Origin of the sequence: Paraburkholderia sp. BL10I2N1, from assembly GCF_004361815.1 — a bacterium.
Taxonomy (GTDB): domain Bacteria; phylum Pseudomonadota; class Gammaproteobacteria; order Burkholderiales; family Burkholderiaceae; genus Paraburkholderia.
The window spans coordinates 1,725,258-1,744,109 of the sequence record NZ_SNWA01000001.1 but is presented as its reverse complement, the minus strand read 5'-3'; the positions used below and the strand labels follow the sequence as shown (position 1 = coordinate 1,744,109).

Below are 18,852 nucleotides of genomic sequence, written 5' to 3'. Positions count from 1 at the left end.
CCGCCTCTCCTTCGTCTCACCTCTCGCCTTCACCTCGCGCCGCCAGGCCGTACCGCTTGATCTTTTCGTAGAGCGTCGCTTTTCCCAGGTGCAACCGGTCCGCCGCGACTGCTACTGCACCGCCTGTCTGCTCCAGCGCCTCCGCAATCACTGCCCGTTCGAACTGCTCGACGCGCTCCTTGAGCGATTGCGCTTCAGCATCGTCGGCCGACGTGGCGACCGGATCGTCCGCCACCCCAAGCACGAAGCGGTCGGCGGCGTTGCGCAGTTCGCGCACGTTGCCCGGCCATTCGCGCTGCATCAGGCTGGAGCGTTGCCGGTCGGTCAGGATCGGAGCCGGTCGTTGATAACGCACGGCGGCGTCCAGCAGAAAATGCTCGAAGAGCGGCAGGATGTCCTCTCGACGCTCAGACAGCGGCGGTAGCGCGATCGTCACCACGTTCAGCCTGTACAGCAGATCGCGACGGAAGGTGCCAGCCGCGACATGCTCCGTCATCTCACCCTTCGCCGCCGCGACCACCCGACAATCCACACGTATCGGCTGATTCGAACCTAGCCGCTCCAGCACGCCATCCTGCAGCACGCGCAACAGCTTCACCTGCAACGCGAGGGGCATGCTTTCAATTTCGTCGAGAAACAGCGTGCCACCCGATGCATGTTCGAGCTTGCCGATGCGACGTTTTGCCGCACCCGTGAACGCGCCTGGCTCGTAGCCGAACATCTCCGACTCGAACATCGGCTCCGGCAGCGCGCCGCAATTCACCGCGATGAAAGGCTTGTTGCGCCTCGGCGACAGCTCATGCAGGCTGCGTGCGATCAGTTCCTTGCCGGCGCCGGTGTCGCCATTGATCAGCACGGACGCGTCCGTCGGCGCCACATTCGCGATCAGACGGCGGATCTGTTCGATCGCCGGACTGCGTCCGATGATGCCGGGCGCCACCGCGTTCTGTCCCGCAAGCTCGCGCCGCAGCGCGAGGTTTTCCAGCACGAGCTTGCGCCGTTCGAGTCCGCGCCGAACAGTTTCGATCAGCCTTTCCGACGCAAACGGCTTTTCGATGAAGTCGTATGCACCGTCGCGCATCGCCTGCACGGCCATCGATATGTCGCCGTGGCCGGTGACGAGAATGATCGGCACATCAGGCGCACGCTCGCGGCATTGCGCAAGCAGATCGAGCCCGCTTGCCCCCGGCAGCCGGATATCGCTGACGATCACGCCCGGAAAATCCGCGCTGATCGCCCGCCCGGCGGATTCGACCGATGCGTGCCCGGTGACCTCGAAGCCGGCAAGCTGCAGACTCTGAACACTCGCGCGCCGCACAAGTTCGTCATCCTCGATATACAGCACCTGCAAGCCATTGTTGCTCATGTTTTTGCCACCTGAATTCAGGAGCCCGATGTAAGGATATCCGGCGCGTGCACGTGCGCGCGGCGCAGCGTCAGGATGAAGACTGCCCCACCTTCCGGCGCGTTTCGCGCAACCAGCGAGCCGCCGCAGTCGCGCGCGATCGACGATGAAATCGCCAGCCCGAGTCCTAGTCCCTGCCCCATTTCCTTCGTCGTAAAGAACGGTTCGAAGAGGCGCGGCAGGACCTCGTCCGCGATGCCGGGACCGTTGTCGCGCACAGAGATCAGGAGCGTCGCATCGGACACTTCGATATCGATCGCGATGCGCGGTGAGGGCGTGCCGACGATCACATCGAGTGCGTTGCCGAGCAGGTTGATCAGCACCTGTTCGAGACGCAGTTCGTCGCAGTGCGCGACAAGGGCGGGATGATCGGCGCTGACGTCAAAGGTTTCGCGGTGCCCCGTCTGCGCATCGAACAGCGACAGATCGACCGTGACGTCCTGCAAGCGCTTTTGCAACAACGCCAGCACATTGCGCAGCGCCCGCGCGATCGGCGCGCGCGCGCTGCGCGGCCGCGCGCGGCCCACGAACAGCTTCAGCTGGTTCGTGATCTTGCCCATCCGTTCAGTGAGCGCGGCAATCGCTTCGAGATTCTCGCGCGCCGACGCCTCATCGCCCCGCTCAAGGAAGACGCGCGTGTTGTCGGAGAAACTGCGGAGTGCCGCAAGCGGCTGGTTCAGTTCGTGCGTGATGCCGGCGGCCATCTGTCCGAGCGCCGCGAGCTTGCTCGCCTGGATCAGTTCGTCGTGCGCCGCACGAAGCTCCTGCTCGGCGCGCGTGCGTTCGCTCACTTCCTTCTTCAGCTGCTCGTTGGCCTGGGACAGGTCCGCCGTACGTTCGGCCACGCGCCGGTTCAGTTCGGCATAGGCCTTTTGCAGCAGCGCGCGGCTGCGGATCATCTCGCGCACGCGCGCGCGGCGCATACGCCAGTAGAACGCGAGCAGGCACAGCGACACGTAGCCGAAACCGGTCACGATCGTCGCGTTGCGCGCATCCCGATTGACCGGATCCACCGACGCCATCGTGATGAGATGCCAGTCCGGCTCACCCAATGCGCGACGCGTTGCCAGATAGCGCGGCGCCATTCGCCCGCCGCCCACGCGCACGATCTGCGCGCCGCCCTCCAGCATGCGTTCGATCGTCACCGGTAGCGGCGCGATCGGCTGCTGCGCGTACTGGCGTGTCTGCCAGATCGTATCGGTGATCGCGCCCGACAACGGGCGGACCGTATGATATTTCCACGCCGGCACTGACGACAGAAAAATCACGCCGTGGTCGTCGGTGACGATCAGCGACTCGGGCGCATCCGCGCCCGGAAACCATTCGAGATTGAGTTTCACGACCGCGACGCCGACGATCCGTCCATCGTGCAGTACAGGTTGCGAAATGTAGTAGCCTGGCGCCTGCGAGATCGTCCCTATGCCGAAGAAGCGCCCGACGCCACCTTTCATCGCATCGACGAAATACGGCCGGAAGCGGTATTCGGCGCCGACAAAGGTGTCCGGAGCGTTCCAGTTGCTGGCCGCAACACAGATGCCGTCGGCACGGATGATGTAGGTGGAGGTCGCCCGTGCGCGCCGGTTGAGATCTTCGAGATAGCGATTGGCTCGCTCGACGCCAGCTGGCGTCGGCGCATCGAGCACTTCTTGCACGAACGGATGTCCAGCCAGCAGATACGGCAGCGATTCGTAGCGATCGAGCGTGCTCTTGAGCGCGCTCGTCGTGCGATCGACACGGGCCGCGGCGTTGCGCCGAAGATTGTCGATGCCGTGCTGCCAGGTGATGGTCCACGTGAGCCCGCACGCCGCCACGAGCCCTGCGACGAGCGCAAAGAGGATCAGCAGGCGGCGCGTCACGGTAGGAAAGTCCAGTCGATGGGGTTCGACTATTGTGGCATATCGCGCCGCACCGTCTACCTGTTGGGCGGACGGCGGCGCGACGCGCCCCGCCGCCTTCATGGCATCAGGCTCCAGCCGTTTCGGTGACCGGCGTTTCGCCGCGGATCACCGAGCCCAGCTTCACGCGGTCCAGTTCTTTTTCCCACGCCGCCACGACCACCGTCGCCACGCCGTTACCGACGATGTTCGTCAACGCGCGGCATTCGCTCATGAAGCGGTCGATGCCGAGAATCAGCACCATGCCCGACAACGGAATCGTCGGCACGACCGCGAGCGTTGCAGCGAGCGTGATGAAGCCCGCGCCCGTCACGCCGCTCGCGCCCTTCGACGTCAGCATGGTGACCGCGAGCAGCGTCAACTGCTGCGTCCACGTGAGATCGGTGTTGGTCGCCTGGGCGATGAACAGCACGGCCATCGTCATATAGATGTTGGTGCCGTCGAGGTTGAACGAATAGCCGGTCGGCACCACAAGCCCCACCACGGAACGCGAGCAGCCGAGCTTTTCGAGCTTCAGCATCAGTTGCGGCAGTGCGGCTTCCGACGAGCTCGTGCCGAGCACGATCAGCATCTCTTCCTTGATGTACGCCACGAAGCGGAAGATGTTGAAGCCGACCATGCGCGCAATCGCGCCGAGCACGACGATCACGAACACGATCGAGGTCAGATAGAACGTGCCGATCAGCTTGAGCATCGGAATCAGCGAGCCGATGCCGTACTTGCCAATCGTGAACGCCATCGCGCCGAACGCGCCGATCGGCGCGAGCTTCGTGATGATGCGCACGATGCCGAACAGGATGTGCGCGAGACCATCAATGAAGTTTGTGACGACCTTGCCCCTCTCACCAGCCGTCGCGAGCACCGCGCCGAACAGCAGCGCAACCAGCAGGATCTGCAGGATTTCGCCTTGCGCGAATGCCGACGAAATCGTGTCGGGGATGATGTGCATCAGAAAGTCGACCGTCGACTGACCGTGCGCCTTCGCGGCGTACGATGCGACTGCCGAGCTGTCGAGCGTGGACGGATCGATGTTGAAGCCGGCACCCGGTCGCAACACGTGCGTCGCGATCAGGCCAAGCACCAGCGCGAAAGTCGAGACGATTTCGAAGTACAACAGCGCCTTGCCGCCGACGCGCCCGACCTTCTTCATGTCTTCCATGCCGGCGATGCCGGTCACCACCGTACAGAAGATGATCGGCCCGATCACCATCTTGATCAGCTTGATGAAGCCGTCGCCGAGCGGTTTCATTTCGACGGCGAGGTTGGGCCAGTAGTGTCCCAGGATGATGCCGATGATGATCGCGACGATCACCTGGACGTAAAGCACTTTATGGATAGGTTTTTTCACGATGGTTCCTGCGGTATGGGTGTGAGCCAGTGACCTGCGACGGCGCGCATCAGGGGGACGAATGGACGTCGCCTGTGCACGGCAGCGGGCCGCGACAAGACGATGAGTTCAGACGTGCCGGGAAGGGAATTCGGACATCGGTTGTCTCCTTGCTGTAGTTGTGGGGCCGTTGCGGCCGCGAATTCTACTCTGCAAGGTCGATGCCAGCTTCGAGCGGGCCGTTTACCCTTGATTTTTATGGGTTTCTCTGCGGGACAAGCGCGGGCGCGTCCGGGTTTCCGGAAATCCGGAATCCGGGCGTCGGAGATTCCAGACGGAAGCGGGCAAAAAAAAGCCTTCCTCGCGGTGGGAAGGCTCTTCAAGGAGACGTTGGAGACTTTCTGGCAGTGGGCTCCCTGAGGTCGGTCGGTCCTGTCGCAAAACCCACACGTCGATATTACGGGCGACGTCGTGCGGATCAAAGTCAACGATTGTTAAATCGGTGCGTCGGCGGAAAACTCTCCGGGGTGAAATCCATCCGTAAGGCTCGCTGCGCTGGCGAACCTTATGCCCGTCCAAGCGACGAAGCCCGCACAAGTGCGGGCTTCGAAGTGCGGGCTTTGTCTTCCATCAGGGAAACACAGCAGCAGGATCAGACCACGCCTGCTCCATGCGCCTGCAGGTCGGCGTGGTAGCTAGAGCGCACCATTGCGCCAACAGCCGCATGCGTGAAACCCATCTTGTAGGCCTCTTCCTCATACATTTTGAACGTGTCCGGATGCACATAGGCGCGCACCGGCAGGTGATGTTCCGACGGCTGCAGATACTGGCCGATCGTCAGCATGTCGACGTCGTGCGCGCGCAGGTCGCGCATCACCTGCAGGATTTCCTCTTCCGTCTCGCCGAGGCCGACCATCAGACCGGATTTAGTGGCGACGTCCGGATGCAGCGCCTTGAAGTCCTTCAGCAGCTTCAGCGAATGCGCGTAGTCCGAACCGGGACGCGCTTCCTTGTACAGGCGCGGCACCGTTTCGAGATTGTGATTCATCACGTCGGGCGGCGCGGCGTTCAGAATGCCGATCGCGCGATCGAGACGGCCGCGGAAGTCCGGCGTCAGGATTTCGATGCGGGTTTCCGGCGACAATTCGCGCGTCTGACGGATGCATTCGACAAAGTGGGCGGCGCCACCGTCGCGCAGATCGTCGCGGTCGACGCTCGTGATCACCACGTACTTCAGCTTGAGCGCGGCGATCGTGCGCGCGAGGTTGCCCGGTTCTTCCGCATCGAGGGGGTCGGGACGGCCGTGACCGACATCGCAGAACGGGCAGCGACGCGTGCACTTGTCGCCCATGATCATGAACGTCGCGGTGCCCTTGCCAAAGCATTCGCCAATGTTCGGACAGCTCGCCTCTTCGCAGACGGTGTGCAGATTGTGCTCGCGCAGGATCTGCTTGATCTCGTAAAAGCGCGAACTGCCGGTCGCCGCTTTCACGCGGATCCAGTCTGGCTTCTTCAGCTTTTCGATCGGAACGATCTTGATCGGGATACGCGCGGTCTTGGCCTGCGCCTTCTGTTTTGCAGTGGCGTCGTAGACGGTCGAGGCGGCGGGAGCCGGGACGGCATCGGTAGAGGGTGTGCCTGCAAGGTTCGCGGTAACGTCAGTCATTCGTTCGATCCAGTCAGGCGGTGAGCGCACCGGCCCGTGGTTGGGCGACGGCCGCGGGTGTGCCGTCGATGTTTGCGGTGAGGCGCGCTGCAAGCGTGCGGGCTACATCTTCACAGCCGGCGGCAACGCCGAGCGTCGCCATATCGACTGTTTCAAGCCCTGCATAGCCACATGGGTTGATCGCCAGAAACGGCTGCAAGTCCATGTTCACATTCAGGCTTACACCGTGATAGCTGCATCCGTTGCGGATTTTCAGGCCGAGCGCCGCGATCTTCGCGCCTGCATGCAGCCCCGCGTCCGGACCCGGCGCCACATAGATTCCTGGGGCGCCTGCCTTGCGTTCTCCGGCGAGATTATACGCCGCGAGCGTCTCGATCACTGCCTCCTCGATCCGCGTGACCAGTTCACGCACCATCAGCTTGCGACGACGCAAATCGAGCAGCAGATAGGCGACGACCTGCCCTGGACCGTGATACGTGATCTGCCCCCCGCGATCGACCTTGACGAGCGGGATGCCGCTGTCGACGGCGAGCAGATGCGCGGGATCGCCAGCCTGGCCAAGCGTGAAGACAGGGGGGTGTTCGACGAGCCAGATTTCGTCAGGCGTGTCGGCGTTGCGGGCGTCCGTAAACGCGCGCATTGCGTCGAAGCTGACCTGATAAGGCTCGACGCCGCGCCTGAGCAGCTTGACTGGAGGCTTCGAAGCCATTGAAAGCGCGTCAGCGACGGCCTGGGCAGCCAGATCGGACCCGGTCGAACCGGGAGACAACAAGGGCGGGGAAACCGGCGTGGCACACATGATTTCGCCAGTTTACCGAAATCCGGCGTGCCTCGCCGAACACCTGCCCACCCGCTATCGGGCCCCGCGTGGATAGCGGCCCGCTTAGACCGTCCGCCAGCCCTGGCGCAGCCAGGTCCCGAAGCGTTCGCCCACCCGCGCAAACCAGTTCATGCACCGCTCGTCTGCCCGCATCGGCACCGAGAACGCCAGTTGCGCCTGCGGGCTGCCCTCGACACTCAGCCAGAGCCGCTCCCCGCGCCGCAACCGCAATGTATGCCCCGTTTCAAGGAAGTAGTCCTCGACGTCGTCGCTGCGCGTCACCCACACCGAGCCGCCGTACGCCCTCAATTGCGTGCTGCGCGTCACGACCATCGGCACTGTTTCGCCGGCCTTGATTTCGAATGTGATGCTAGAGGAAATTTCTCGCATGATCCGCTCCGCCAAAAATCGCTTTGATGGCTACAATCGTAGGCGTGGCAAGGGTTTCGGTAAAACGATCAATTTTCACGGCCATGTGAGAAATATTGCGATGGACCTTCGACAACTCCCTGCGTTGAACGCGATCAAGGCCTTCGAGGCCGCTGCCCGCCACGAGAGCTTTTCGCGCGCGGCCGACGAACTCTTCGTCACTCACGGCGCGGTCAGCCACCAGATCCGTGCGCTGGAAGAGGAACTGGGGGTCCGGCTGTTTGCCCGCGACGGCAAGCGCGTGCAGTTGACGGACGTCGGGCGGCGCTATGCGACGCAGATACGCTCCGCTCTGACGGCAATCGCCGACGCCACCCGCCAGATTCGCGCCGGCGATCGCGAGCGGCGGCTCGTGGTGTCGATGCTGACGTCGTTCGCGGCACGCTGGGTGACGCCGCGGCTCGGCAGCTTCATCGAGGCGAACCCGCAATGGGATCTGGAACTCCTGTCGACGAACGCGCTGACCGATTTCGCGCGCGATGACGTCGACGTTGCAATCCGTTTTGGATTCGGACGATACCCGGGTCTGCACGTCGAACTGCTGCTCGAAGAGATTTTCTTCCCGGCCTGCTCGCCGAACTTCAACGGCGGCAACCTGCCAAAAACACCCGCCGATCTGGCAAGTGTTCCGCTGTTGCGCTCGGACGACGAACTCTGGCGGCCCTGGTTCGATGCCGCTGGACTCAACGAATGGCCGGAACCGAAGCGCGGCGTGCTGTATCAGGACTCGTCGAATCTGCTGCAGGCGGCCATCGACGGCCAGGGCGTCGCGCTCACTCGCCGCTCACTCGCCATGCACGAGATCGCGGCGGGCCGACTTGTGCGACTGTTCGACGTCGATGGCCCGAGCCCATGGCAGTACTACTTCATCTGCGCGCCGCAGATGTTGGAGACGGCGCGCGTGCAGGCATTCCGGAGCTGGGTTTTCGACGAAGTGGCCCGCTTCAGGCTGCTGTTCGAACGTGCCTGCTCGGAGCGACCGGGCACGAGTAGAACGGCGGACACGTTGCACGTCCAGCCGTGAGGGGCGGCGCTGCGAGCGCACCGCACCGGTTCGTCAGAGCACGACCTTGACCATCGGATGCCCGGTCAGCGCCCGATAAATGTCGTCGAGATGCTCACGATTCAGCGCGCGCACCGTCACGGTCAGTCCCGTGTAGTTGCCGCCACTCGACGGGCGCGTTTCGATACGCGTCGCGTCGAAACCGTTGTCGAACTGCCGGATCACCGTCACGATCGTGTCGGCGAAATCGGGATGCGATTTACCCATCACCTTGATCGGGAAATCGCAGGGATACTCAATCAGTGATTCGTTCACCGGACTCATCTTTCACTCCTTCCAGCGCGGCAACCTGCAACTCATCCATGTGCCCTGACTGCCTGTGAGCAGCAGGCCGCCAGCCCGCACCTGCAACCGGCAGCGTCTTCAACCCGCGTCGATACGCGAATTGGCTGCTGCAATCCCGCGTCCATCGCAGCAACGCGCCGCACGCGGGATCACGAGCCCCAAGCTTACTTCTTCTTGTTGAACATCAGCACGAGCGAATCCCACACGCGACCGACAACGCCGGCCTGCGGCACCGCCTGCAGCGCGACAATCGGGAATTGCGCGAGCGTGTTGCCATCGGCGACGAGCTTCACGGTGCCCACCTGCTGACCGTCGGCGATCGGCGCAATCAACGGATCCATGCGGTCGATCTGCGGCTTGACCTTGTCGCCCAGGCCCTTCGGCACGGTGATGTACTGGTCGCCCTTCACGCCGATCTTCACGGTGTCCTGCATGCCCTTGTAGACGCGCGGCGTCTCGATCACCTGACCTGCCTTGTACAGGCGCAACGCGTCGTACGCGGTGTAGCCGTAGTTCAGCATCTTCAGGCTGTCCTGCACGCGGTCATGCTCCTTCTGCTCGCCCATCATCACCGAGACGAGACGGCGCGACGCGTCGGGCGTACCGGGCAGCGAGCGCTTCGCGGACGCGATCAGGCAGTAGCCGGCCGCCTGCGTGTGGCCGGTCTTCAGACCGTCGACGGTCGGATCGATCCACAACAGACGGTTGCGGTTAGGCTGCTTGATCTTGTTGTACGTGAAATCGCGGACCGAGAAGATGTTGTAGTAGTCCGGGAAATCGCGAATCAGGCGCGCGGAGAGGATCGCGAGGTCACCTGCCGTCGTGTAGTGCTGCGGATCGGGCATGCCGTTCACGTCGGCGAAATGCGTGTGCTTCATGCCGAGGCGCTGCGCTTCGGCGTTCATCAAGGTGACGAACTGTGACTCGCTGCCGCCGACCAGTTCTGCCAGCGCGATTGCCGCGTCGTTGCCGGACTGCACGATCATCCCGTACACCAGGTCGTGAACCGTGACGGGCTTGTTCGCTTCGATGAACATGCGCGACTCGTCGGTACGCACGCGACGCACGGCTTCACTCGGATTGATCGTCTGATCCATCGAGATCTTCTTCGTCTGCAGCGCTTCGAAAACGAGATAGGCGGTCATCAGCTTCGTGAGCGACGCCGGTTCGACGCGCTCATCGGCATTAGCCGACGCGAGCACCTGGTTGCTGGTGGCATCGACCAGCACCCACGAGCGTGCGTTCACGCCCGGCGGCGGCACCTGCGCGAACGCGGTGCTTGCCACCAGCGTCGCGGGCAGCACAGCGCCAAGCGTCACCGCGCGGCTGAGGGAAGAAGGGATAAACGATGTCAGTGACGGAAAGCCGGAGGAAAAACGCATAGGATGGGTTCGGGCAGAAAATAGGCTTCGCGCGCGGGGGCACGCAGTTTGGAAGAGCCGGTCGGCGAGCGCATCGCGCCTGAAACATGGTTCGACGGTACGGCGCCCATTGGACTCCCGGCCACGCGATCGGTTCGCGCAGCGCGCCCGACATCCGGCGATGCGAGCGTCGCGATCAGCCGGGCGGGCGGCGCTGCGCCCAAAAAAGAGCGCTCATTATACGCGCCGCAACCTCACAATCCGCCGGCAGCCACGTCGATAAATCTGCATTTCGTGCGTACCTGTACCCCGAAATCGTGGGTGCGGGCGATTCACCGCCAGGCGTCGCTGACGATGCGCTTGAGGATATGCAGCTTGCGATGCAGGAAATGTTCGGCGCCGGGAATCACGACAACCGGCAATTCCTGCGGCCGCGCCCACTCGTAGACCGAGGCAATCGGCACCGTTTCGTCGGTTTCGCCGTGAATCACGAGCGTGTTTTCCGGAACCGGTGCAACTTCCCAGTTGCTTGCGGCCGTACCGACGAACACCATGCGTTCGATCGCGCTGCCCTCCTCGCGCAACCGCGCGGCCACATGCGACAACACGAACGTCCCGAACGAAAAGCCCGCCAGCACGAGGGGAAGATCGCGTTGCCCCGGTTGCGCACGCATGTAGTCGAGCACGGCGCGCAGGTCATCGCGCTCGCCGATGCCTTTGTCGTGCTCGCCCTGGGTCTCGCCGACACCGCGAAAATTCGAGCGGTATGTCACGTAGTTCAACTGCACCAGCGTGCGCGCGAGCGTCTGCGCGACCTTGTTGTCCATCGTGCCGCCGAAAAGCGGATGCGGATGCGCAACCAGCGCGATGCCACGCGGCGCGGCACCGTTCTCGCGCACGTCGTCGGGCAGGTCGACGGCGACCTCGATCTTGCCGACAGGCCCGTCGATCAGGAATTTTCTGGTATGGACGTTCATGGGGGGATCAGATTTTGAGACGTTCGACGACCTTTCCGTTCACGAGGTGCGAATCGACGATCTCGTCGATATCCGTCTCGTCGATGTAGGTGTACCAGGTGCCTTCGGGATATACCACCAACGTGGGCCCTTCCTCGCACCGGTCAAGGCAGCCGGCCTTGTTGATGCGCACCTGGCCGGGACCCGCGAGCCCCAGCTTCTTCACCCGTTTCTTCGCGTACTCCTGCATCTCCTGCGCGTTGCAGTTCGCGCAGCACGGGCGCTCCGCGCCAGGTTCACGCTGGTTGAGGCAGAAAAACACGTGGTACTTGTAGAAGGAATCCATGATGTCCAGCGAGAGAAAACTGAGAGAGTTGGAAGGCTCGGGGGAATCCACTTGTGTCCGCTGGCCTGCCGAGTCCGGTCGATTATAGCGAGCAGGCCCGTCAGCCGCTCCCGCGCCGCCGCGTGAGCCACGCACGCTCCACCGAAAATGCGAGCCAGACAAGCGCCGCGTACGGCCACATCCAGGCCAGCCAGCGCGCCAGACCGTTGAAATGCAGATACCGCCCCTGACGCCAGTCAGCGAGCACGACATCGAAATACGGATTCACCGGCAGCACATTGCCGAACACGAGCGCAAGAATCATCGCGCAAGCCGCGAGCATCACGCGCCATGTGGCCGGCAATGCGAGCGCAAGCAACGCAGCTAGCGTGCCGCCGACAAGGCCGGCAAGCGCGCCCGGCGTGGCCCAGTCGAACGCGAGGCCGCTTTGCGATTGCAGAAACGTCGCGCCGGCCTTCACTAACAGGGTGAAGCCGATAAAGGTGAACAGCAGTCTGACACGCGGCGCATGCGAACGCATCGGCAGCGACGCCAGCGTGCAGGCAGCGAAGAGGCTCAGCGCGGTCAGTACCGCTTCCCAGACCTCGTCGGGCAGCCAGCCCGCGACGAGCGCAGGCCACGACGACACATGCCACCGATCGGGCGTCCATGCGAGCAGCGCGTCCTGCATGGTCGAATCGAAGCGCAGCCACAGCTCGCGCGGCCAGTCGCCGATGGTGAAGAGGCGCGGTGCGGGATGCATCGTCGCGAACGGCCACAGCAGCGTGAGCCCGAGCAGCTCCGCGGCATCGTCCTCGAACCACAGGAAACGCAGCCGCCGCAGCGCGCCGCGATCGAGCAGCATGCCGGTTGCCGGCGACATCAGCGTAGCGCCGAGCAGGGCGCCCAGCACGTTGGCGGCCAGGTCGAGATTGGACGCGACGCGCGTCGGCAGCCAGGTCTGGATCGCTTCCATCGTGCCCGACAGCAAGGTGCCGAGCGCGAACGCCAGCCCGACAGCCAGCGCGCCTCTCCAGCGCGGGTACGCCGCCAGCACGACGAGCGCGCCGAACGGCATGTAGCCAAGCACGTTGGTCACGACATCGAACGCGGTCAGGTACTGCGGCAGCGGATCGAACAGATAGTCGAACGGCCCGAGCCCGAGCGAGCGCCAGCCAGTGAACGGATACAGCGAACCGTAGACGATCAGCGCCGCATACAGCGCGAGCGCCTGTCTTGCTAGTGCCGACGAGCGGCGCTGCCAGGGTTTATCGCTCATGCAGCGGCCTCGAAGCGTGCGCTGCGGGCACTTCATTGCGCGGCGACGAGCGCCTGCACGCCGAGCCAGGCCGCGACCTGGGCGACGAGGTCATCGCTGGCGGCGGCCAGTGCGCGGGCACCGCCCGCGGCATCGGAAGAACTGGCCGGCGCGCGCGCGATGAACGTGCGCTGGCCGAGCACCTTGCCATCCTGCAAAAGCGTGACGCGCGCGGTGACGGCACCATGACTCTCGTCCCGGCCATCGAAGACCTGTTCGAACTCCTGCAGATCGATCCGCAGGACCGGCGCGCGCACGCCATCGGCGCCGGTCAATACGGTGCCGCGTGAGCTGAGCGCGGTGCGCAGACGCTGCGTCAGCAATTGCGACGGCGGCATGGTCCAGTGGCTATTCGCATACGACGCGAGTTGGTGCGCATCGGCATAGTTCAGCCGGTAGTTCAGGTTGTCCGAATTGAGCGGGTCGGGCGCGGTCACGTCCAGCACCTTGACCGCCGGCATCGTGCCGCTTGCCGCGGGCGGCGTCGCGGGCCCGAAGTCGTAGCGGATATCGGAGAGCGCCGCTGGCGTCCCGGCACAGCCCGACAGCACGCCAAGCGCGAGCAGTAGCGCAGGCGCGGTGCCTGAGAAGCCGAAACGTCTGGTCGAGCGTGGCATTGCAATCTTCCTCTTCAAGTCATTGTGCTGTACGGTCCGCGGGCCAGGAGAAACCTGGCTCGCGCGGTCCCGGGGCGGCAGGCGTAGCGCCGAACAGCACGCCACGCGGATTGGTGCTGAACGTATCGGCGGCACGATCGATCGAGCGCGCGGCGCTGCGCACGTCGTCGGAAAGCGAATTGACGCGCGGCAGCGTGTCGTAACCTACACGCGCCGACAGTTCCTGCACTGTCGATTGGATCGACGTCAGGGCCGCACCCGACTGCTGCGCGGCCGTGCCCACCTTGTTCAGGTTCATTTCGAACGGACCGTCGGGCCGGTTCAGGCTGGTGATCAACTGGTTCGTCGACGCGAGCGTCTGATCCAGTTCGTGCAACGTGGCCGGCAGTTTGCCGGCGACCGGCGCCATCTGCTGCGAAAGCGTGGCGACGCCATCGGCGGCATGCTGCATGCTCGCGACCGTCGCCTGCAACTGAGCTCGCATCTCGGGCGACAGCATGTCGTCGACGTCGTCTGCCACTTTTTCCAGCTTGTGCAGCAGGATATCGCCGCGCAGCTGCAACTGGTCGAACAGGCCCGGACGCATCGGCAACTGCGCGACCTGCTTCGCCGATGACGGTAGCGGCGTCGGATCCTTGCCCGTGTCGTCGAGCTGGATGAACGCGATCCCGGTGACCCCCTGGAAGCTGAGACTACCGAAGGTCGAATGCGTGATCGGCGCGCGCTGGTCGACCATGATCCGGATCACGATCTGGCCCGGATGATCCGGATCGAACTTGATCGACTGCACCCTGCCGACACCCAGCCCGCGAAAGCGCACGGCGGCATCTGGGGAAAGCCCGGTCACACTGGTCCGCGCAATCAGGTCGTACGGTTCGCGCACCGACCGGTCGACGTTGAGCAGGAACGCCCCTATGCCGATCGCCAGCGCCAGCAAGACTGTGAAGAGCCCGGCCCAGAACGCATGTGATTTGTTTTCCATCGTCAGGTCCCCAGGATTCTCACAGCGGCACGTCGGCCGATGCCGGTTCGAGCGCCGCCGGCGGCAGCTTCGCGCGGCGCTCCGGCGGCAGCGCCTGCAAGGCGCGGCGGCCACGCAGGCCGAGGAAATACTCGCGGATGAACGGATCATCCACACCCGCCACTTCCTCGACCGGGGCGGCCACCAGCACCTTGCGCTCGGCCAGCACCGCCACCCGCGTGGACAGCGCGATCATCGTATCCAGGTCGTGCGTCACCATCACGACCGTGAGCCCCAGCGCCCGGTGCAGCGTGCTGATCAGCTCGACGAACTCGTCCGACGCCTGCGGATCGAGCCCCGCCGTCGGTTCGTCGAGAAACAGCAGCTCCGGCTCCAGCGCAATCGCCCGCGCAATGCCCACCCGCTTGACCATCCCACCCGACAGCGCCGCCGGCATCTTCGACGCATGCCTGCACGGCAGCCCCACCATTTCCAGCTTCAGCATCACGATGTCGCGCAGCAGGTCCTCCGGCACCTTGCCCAGTTCGCGGAGCGGCTGCGCGACGTTGTCGAACACCGACAGCGACGAGAACAGCGCGCCACGCTGAAACAGCATCCCCGAACGGCTGCGCAGCAGGCGCGCGTTCTCCGGCGACATCGTCGACGTATCCTCGCCGAACAGCTTGATGGTGCCCGCGCTCTGACGCTCGAGCCCGAGAATCTGCCGCACCAGCGTCGTCTTGCCCGAACCCGAGCCGCCCACAACCGACACGATCTCCCCGCGCCGCACCTCGAAGTTCAGGTGCTGATGGATGATCGTGCGTCCATAGCGCTTGGTGAGCTCGCGCACCTCGATCACCGGCTCGGCGATCTCGGGCATCGGATGGCCGCGCACGGCCGGGGCGAGCGGCGCTGTCATCAGATCCCCACGCGCTGGAAGAGAATCGCGAACACCGCGTCCGCGAGAATCACGACCGTGATCGACGTCACCACCGACGCCGTCGTGCCTTCACCCAGGCTCTGCGAATTGGCCTTGATGCGAAACCCGAAGTGACAGCCGACGATCGCGATCAGCACGCCGAACGCCATGCCCTTGCCGAGCCCGAGCCACAGGTTCGCGATCGGCACCACGCCCGGCAGCGCCCGCGCGAAAAACGACATGTCGATGCCCAGCACGATCTTCGCGGCCACCGCGCCGCCCGTCAGCGCGATGATGTTGGTCCACATCACGAGCAGCGGCATCGCAATCGCCAGCGCCAGCACGCGCGGCAGGATCAGCCGCAGACCGTGCGGGATGCCCATCACGCGCATCGCGTCGAGCTCCTCGGTGACGCGCATCACGCCGATCTGCGCGGTGATCGCCGAGCCCGAGCGCCCCGCCACCAGGATCGCCGCGAGCACCGGCCCGAGCTCGCGGATGATCGCGAGCCCCAGCAGGTTGACGATGAACTGGTTCGCGCCGAACTGCCGCAGCTGCTGCGCCGACAGGTAGCTCAGCACGATGCCGATCAGGAAGCCGACCAGCGCGGTGATCGGCATGGCCCGGGCGCCCGCGTTGTAGACGTTCGCCGAGATCTCGGTCCACGGGGTGACTTTCGGGTTGCGCGCCACCAGGAGCAGATCGATCACGACGCGGCCGAACATCGCGATGCCGCCGTACAGGTGCTCGAAGAAGGAGAAGATCGTCAGGCCGAGGCGCGTGAACGGATCGATGCGCAGCACCGGCTCCGGGTTGTCGCGCGCCGCGTCGAGCAGCGCGATGCGCTCGAAGATCTCGCGCTGCGTGTCGTTGAGCGCGACCAGCTCGGCCGGCATCCGGCGGCCCCAGACGCGCCATAGCGCCTGGCCGCCGACGTGATCCATCCGGGCCACGTGCGACAGGTCCCACTGGCTGACCTTCTCGCTGGCGAGCGCGCCCAGCTTGAGCACCGCACCGCCGCGACGCGCCTTGTCACGCGCGAGCGCGAGCGCCGTCCACTGACCGGATAGACGGACGACCTTTCCCTGGCTGCCAGCCGCGACTTCGAGGCCGGGCGGAGTATCGTGGTTCAAGGATCGCTGGTTCGCTTGATGGAATCTGCGGCCATTGTAACGAAGGCGCCGTGTTTGGGCCGCACAACTACGCCCGGTTGCCGGCGCGTTTGTCTGTGCGGCTATCGGCACGGTTGTCGGCAGCGCTATGGGCGGCGCTGCCAGCGGGGTTGCCCCGCGATCTGTCGGCCCCTGTCGGCCCGTTCGTCGCCACTGGCTACTACAATACGTCTCATGAATCCAAGGACCACCCCTACCGACGCCGCTCCGCCCGGCGAATGGCGCATCGACCGCGAACGCGCGGTCACGCTGTTCGGTCCCGCCGCGCTTGCCTGGCCGATCGAAATCGTCGAAGAAACCGGCTCTACCAACGCCGATCTGATGGCTCACCTCAAGTCGTTACCGCGCAAGGCCAGTGCCCTGCCCCGGCCGATGGTCCGCGTCGCCTATCTCCAGACCGCCGGCCGCGGACGACGCGGACGCCCCTGGTATGCCGAACCCGGCAACGCACTGCTGTTTTCCGTCGGCTGCGTGCTGCCGCGTCCGCTCGAAGGGCTGGCGGGGCTCAGCCTCGCGGTGGGCGTCGCGCTGGTCGATGGCCTGCGCTCGCTGCCGCTTAACGCGCCGGGTCAGATCTCGCTGAAGTGGCCCAACGACGTGCTCTTCGAAGGCGACAAGCTCGCCGGCATCCTCATCGAAACGGCATGGAGCACAGCCGATGCGAGCGCGGTGGTGATCGGCATCGGTACGAACGTGAAAGGCGCCGACGAACTCGCCGCGAAGGTCGGTGCACTGAACGCCGACGCGCCACCACAAGCCCGTGGCACGACGCCGACCGCACTATCGCGCGCACTGCCGAACGCCAATCTCACCGATACCCTTGCCGCCGAGTTGAATGCGCTCGAACCCGCGTTGCAGCGCTTCGCGTCAGGCGGTTTCGCGCCGTTCCGTCAGCGCTGGAATGCGTGCCACGGTTACGCGGGGCGCGAAGTCGTGCTGATCGAACAGGGCGTCGAAGTTTCGCGCGGCATTGCGGCGGGCGTCGACGAAAGCGGCCAGTTGCTACTCGATACCGCCTCCGGCCGCGAGGCCATCTCCACCGGCGACGTGTCGCTACGTCTCGCCGACGGCCACGCATGAGCGGTGCACCCTTTCTGCTGATCGACGCCGGCAACAGCCGGGTCAAGTGGGCGCTTGTCGACGCGCACGGCACCCGTACGCATGCCGGCGCATTTGAACACGGCACCCGCACGACGGACGATGCCCCCGATATCGCACGTTCGGCGGACGAACCCGACTGGTCGCCATTGCCGACGCCTGGCAGCGCGTGGATTTCGAACGTCGCCGGCGATGCGGTCGCGCGCCGCATCGACGCGCTGCTCAGCGCGCGCTGGCCTTCCCTGCCGCGCACGACGATCCGCGCCGTCGCCCAGCAATGCGGGGTCACGAACGGTTATACGGCACCGTCGGCGCTCGGTAGCGACCGTTGGGCCGGATTGATCGGCGCGCATGCGGCGTTTCCTGGCGAGCCCTTGCTGATCGCGACATTCGGCACGGCAACCACACTCGAAGCACTGCGTGCGGACGGCACGTTTGTCGGCGGCCTGATCGCCCCCGGCTGGTCGCTGATGATGCGCTCACTCGGCGAACACACTGCACAACTGCCGACGCTCGACGCAACATCCGCCCGCGACCTGCTGGCGAGCGGCACGCGCCGTGGCCCGACGTTCGCGACGGATACACACAGTTCGCTGTCCGCAGGTTGCGCGCTGGCACAGGCCGGCTTGATTGAACGGATGTGGCACGACCTGACGGAAACGTGGCAGGTGCCGGTACGGCTCGTAATCGGCGGCGGTGCGGCCGATGAAGTGACCGCCGCGCTCAAGGTCCCGCATACCCGCCACGACTCGCTCGTGCTATCCGGCCTTGCATTGATCGCCGCCGAAGACAGCGGTGCACAGCCCGCGTGACGAGTGCGTGCATGCAATCTGATATGGTTGCCGCGCTGGCGGGCATGGAAAGTACGCTTTCCACCGAACTGGCATGCGCGCCGTCACGCGTCACAGCCGCAGCCTGCCGCGAAGCGCGCAATTCCGGCAGCGCCAACGCCTTCCCATGACTGCCTCATTCATTCGACGGAGATCCCGACGATGCTACGCTGGCTGATCGCCATCCTGATTCTTGTCAACGGGCTCGCATTCGCCGCGCTGCGCGGCATGCTCGGACCACTCCCGACGTTCGACTCGCATGAGCCGAATCGCGTAAGCCGGCAGATTCATCCGGAAACGCTGAAGGTGCGCCCGCTTTCTGCAGCCGAGGCAGCCGATCAGGCGGTGGTCGGCGCACCCGCACCTACCCCGCCGATCCAGTCGTCGACGCTGACGCAATAAGCG

General features: G+C 64.7%; 20 protein-coding genes. 5 read left to right on the top strand and 15 right to left on the bottom strand.

The features are described from left to right. Positions 1-16: 16 nt before the first annotated feature. From B0G77_RS08140 to B0G77_RS08115, 6 genes are all read right to left on the bottom strand, one after another. Complete coding sequence (locus B0G77_RS08140) at positions 17-1,366, bottom strand: sigma-54 dependent transcriptional regulator (RefSeq protein WP_133661667.1); 1,350 nt, start codon at positions 1,364-1,366, stop codon at positions 17-19. Positions 1,367-1,383: 17 nt separating this feature from the next. After that, positions 1,384-3,363, bottom strand: coding sequence for a sensor histidine kinase (locus B0G77_RS08135; protein ID WP_133661666.1), 1,980 nt, complete (start codon positions 3,361-3,363; stop codon positions 1,384-1,386). Between the two features lie 4 nt (positions 3,364-3,367). After that, entirely contained in the window at positions 3,368-4,651 is a 1,284-nt protein-coding gene (locus B0G77_RS08130) for a dicarboxylate/amino acid:cation symporter (protein WP_208116455.1), read from the bottom strand. Between the two features lie 628 nt (positions 4,652-5,279). Continuing rightward, positions 5,280-6,293 (bottom strand): lipoyl synthase, encoded by a 1,014-nt coding sequence (gene lipA / locus B0G77_RS08125; protein WP_133661664.1) that lies wholly within the window; start codon positions 6,291-6,293, stop codon positions 5,280-5,282. A 13-nt stretch (positions 6,294-6,306) separates the two neighbouring features. Next, the gene (lipB, locus tag B0G77_RS08120; RefSeq protein WP_243750954.1) at positions 6,307-7,002 is read right to left on the bottom strand and encodes a lipoyl(octanoyl) transferase LipB; all 696 of its coding nucleotides are present in this window, start codon (positions 7,000-7,002) and stop codon (positions 6,307-6,309) included. Positions 7,003-7,176: 174 nt separating this feature from the next. Continuing rightward, positions 7,177-7,503 (bottom strand): DUF2917 domain-containing protein, encoded by a 327-nt coding sequence (locus B0G77_RS08115; RefSeq protein WP_133661662.1) that lies wholly within the window; start codon positions 7,501-7,503, stop codon positions 7,177-7,179. 100 nt (positions 7,504-7,603) lie between these two features. Between B0G77_RS08115 and B0G77_RS08110 the strand changes: the two genes are divergently transcribed. Then, positions 7,604-8,566, top strand: a complete 963-nt coding sequence (locus B0G77_RS08110; protein WP_133661661.1) for a transcriptional regulator GcvA — start codon at positions 7,604-7,606, stop codon at positions 8,564-8,566. Positions 8,567-8,599: 33 nt separating this feature from the next. Here B0G77_RS08110 and B0G77_RS08105 read toward each other — a convergent pair whose 3' ends face one another. From B0G77_RS08105 to B0G77_RS08065, 9 genes are all read right to left on the bottom strand, one after another. Continuing rightward, the gene (locus tag B0G77_RS08105) at positions 8,600-8,869 is read right to left on the bottom strand and encodes a DUF493 family protein (RefSeq protein WP_133661660.1); all 270 of its coding nucleotides are present in this window, start codon (positions 8,867-8,869) and stop codon (positions 8,600-8,602) included. 185 nt (positions 8,870-9,054) lie between these two features. Then, on the bottom strand, positions 9,055-10,272 hold the full coding sequence (locus tag B0G77_RS08100; RefSeq protein WP_133661659.1) for a D-alanyl-D-alanine carboxypeptidase family protein: 1,218 nt from the start codon (positions 10,270-10,272) through the stop codon (positions 9,055-9,057). Between the two features lie 311 nt (positions 10,273-10,583). Beyond that, on the bottom strand, positions 10,584-11,228 hold the full coding sequence (locus B0G77_RS08095; protein ID WP_133661658.1) for an alpha/beta hydrolase: 645 nt from the start codon (positions 11,226-11,228) through the stop codon (positions 10,584-10,586). 7 nt (positions 11,229-11,235) lie between these two features. Beyond that, positions 11,236-11,553 (bottom strand): (2Fe-2S) ferredoxin domain-containing protein, encoded by a 318-nt coding sequence (locus tag B0G77_RS08090; RefSeq protein ID WP_133661657.1) that lies wholly within the window; start codon positions 11,551-11,553, stop codon positions 11,236-11,238. A 100-nt stretch (positions 11,554-11,653) separates the two neighbouring features. After that, the gene (locus tag B0G77_RS08085) at positions 11,654-12,811 is read right to left on the bottom strand and encodes a VanZ family protein (RefSeq protein WP_133661656.1); all 1,158 of its coding nucleotides are present in this window, start codon (positions 12,809-12,811) and stop codon (positions 11,654-11,656) included. A 32-nt stretch (positions 12,812-12,843) separates the two neighbouring features. Next, positions 12,844-13,467, bottom strand: a complete 624-nt coding sequence (locus B0G77_RS08080) for an ABC-type transport auxiliary lipoprotein family protein (protein ID WP_133661655.1) — start codon at positions 13,465-13,467, stop codon at positions 12,844-12,846. Positions 13,468-13,486: 19 nt separating this feature from the next. Then, entirely contained in the window at positions 13,487-14,449 is a 963-nt protein-coding gene (locus B0G77_RS08075) for an MlaD family protein (RefSeq protein ID WP_133661654.1), read from the bottom strand. Positions 14,450-14,468: 19 nt separating this feature from the next. After that, a complete protein-coding gene (locus tag B0G77_RS08070; protein ID WP_133661653.1) occupies positions 14,469-15,347 on the bottom strand; it encodes an ATP-binding cassette domain-containing protein in 879 nt (292 codons plus the stop codon). Then, positions 15,347-16,480, bottom strand: coding sequence for an ABC transporter permease (locus B0G77_RS08065; protein WP_133661652.1), 1,134 nt, complete (start codon positions 16,478-16,480; stop codon positions 15,347-15,349). Before B0G77_RS08065 ends, B0G77_RS08070 begins: the two co-directional genes overlap by 1 nt. Before the next feature lie 213 nt (positions 16,481-16,693). On the opposite strand from B0G77_RS08065, the gene B0G77_RS08060 reads away from it, so the two are divergent. From B0G77_RS08060 to B0G77_RS08050, 4 genes are read left to right on the top strand one after another with little or no spacing between them, the layout of a single operon-like run. Next, on the top strand, positions 16,694-17,599 hold the full coding sequence (locus tag B0G77_RS08060; RefSeq protein WP_133661651.1) for a biotin--[acetyl-CoA-carboxylase] ligase: 906 nt from the start codon (positions 16,694-16,696) through the stop codon (positions 17,597-17,599). Continuing rightward, positions 17,596-18,429 (top strand): type III pantothenate kinase, encoded by an 834-nt coding sequence (locus B0G77_RS08055; RefSeq protein ID WP_133661650.1) that lies wholly within the window; start codon positions 17,596-17,598, stop codon positions 18,427-18,429. Before B0G77_RS08060 ends, B0G77_RS08055 begins: the two co-directional genes overlap by 4 nt. A gap of 11 nt (positions 18,430-18,440) precedes the next feature. After that, on the top strand, positions 18,441-18,578 hold the full coding sequence (locus B0G77_RS43095) for a hypothetical protein (RefSeq protein WP_166656124.1): 138 nt from the start codon (positions 18,441-18,443) through the stop codon (positions 18,576-18,578). 31 nt (positions 18,579-18,609) lie between these two features. Next, positions 18,610-18,849 (top strand): hypothetical protein, encoded by a 240-nt coding sequence (locus B0G77_RS08050; protein WP_133661649.1) that lies wholly within the window; start codon positions 18,610-18,612, stop codon positions 18,847-18,849. Positions 18,850-18,852 lie beyond the last annotated feature (3 nt).

Bases quoted from the DNA above. Each gene is read 5' to 3' on its own strand.
- B0G77_RS08140 (WP_133661667.1), bottom strand. From the start codon at position 1,366: ATGAGCAACAATGGCTTGCAGGTGCTGTATATCGAGGATGACGAACTT.
- B0G77_RS08135 (WP_133661666.1), bottom strand. From the start codon at position 3,363: ATGAAGGCGGCGGGGCGCGTCGCGCCGCCGTCCGCCCAACAGGTAGAC.
- lipA (WP_133661664.1), bottom strand. From the start codon at position 6,293: ATGACTGACGTTACCGCGAACCTTGCAGGCACACCCTCTACCGATGCC.
- lipB (WP_243750954.1), bottom strand. From the start codon at position 7,002: ATGGCTTCGAAGCCTCCAGTCAAGCTGCTCAGGCGCGGCGTCGAGCCT.
- B0G77_RS08115 (WP_133661662.1), bottom strand. From the start codon at position 7,503: ATGCGAGAAATTTCCTCTAGCATCACATTCGAAATCAAGGCCGGCGAA.
- B0G77_RS08110 (WP_133661661.1), top strand. From the start codon at position 7,604: ATGGACCTTCGACAACTCCCTGCGTTGAACGCGATCAAGGCCTTCGAG.
- B0G77_RS08105 (WP_133661660.1), bottom strand. From the start codon at position 8,869: ATGAGTCCGGTGAACGAATCACTGATTGAGTATCCCTGCGATTTCCCG.
- B0G77_RS08100 (WP_133661659.1), bottom strand. From the start codon at position 10,272: ATGCGTTTTTCCTCCGGCTTTCCGTCACTGACATCGTTTATCCCTTCT.
- B0G77_RS08095 (WP_133661658.1), bottom strand. From the start codon at position 11,228: ATGAACGTCCATACCAGAAAATTCCTGATCGACGGGCCTGTCGGCAAG.
- B0G77_RS08090 (WP_133661657.1), bottom strand. From the start codon at position 11,553: ATGGATTCCTTCTACAAGTACCACGTGTTTTTCTGCCTCAACCAGCGT.
- B0G77_RS08085 (WP_133661656.1), bottom strand. From the start codon at position 12,811: ATGAGCGATAAACCCTGGCAGCGCCGCTCGTCGGCACTAGCAAGACAG.
- B0G77_RS08080 (WP_133661655.1), bottom strand. From the start codon at position 13,467: ATGCCACGCTCGACCAGACGTTTCGGCTTCTCAGGCACCGCGCCTGCG.
- B0G77_RS08075 (WP_133661654.1), bottom strand. From the start codon at position 14,449: ATGGAAAACAAATCACATGCGTTCTGGGCCGGGCTCTTCACAGTCTTG.
- B0G77_RS08070 (WP_133661653.1), bottom strand. From the start codon at position 15,347: ATGACAGCGCCGCTCGCCCCGGCCGTGCGCGGCCATCCGATGCCCGAG.
- B0G77_RS08060 (WP_133661651.1), top strand. From the start codon at position 16,694: ATGAATCCAAGGACCACCCCTACCGACGCCGCTCCGCCCGGCGAATGG.
- B0G77_RS08055 (WP_133661650.1), top strand. From the start codon at position 17,596: ATGAGCGGTGCACCCTTTCTGCTGATCGACGCCGGCAACAGCCGGGTC.
- B0G77_RS43095 (WP_166656124.1), top strand. From the start codon at position 18,441: ATGCAATCTGATATGGTTGCCGCGCTGGCGGGCATGGAAAGTACGCTT.
- B0G77_RS08050 (WP_133661649.1), top strand. From the start codon at position 18,610: ATGCTACGCTGGCTGATCGCCATCCTGATTCTTGTCAACGGGCTCGCA.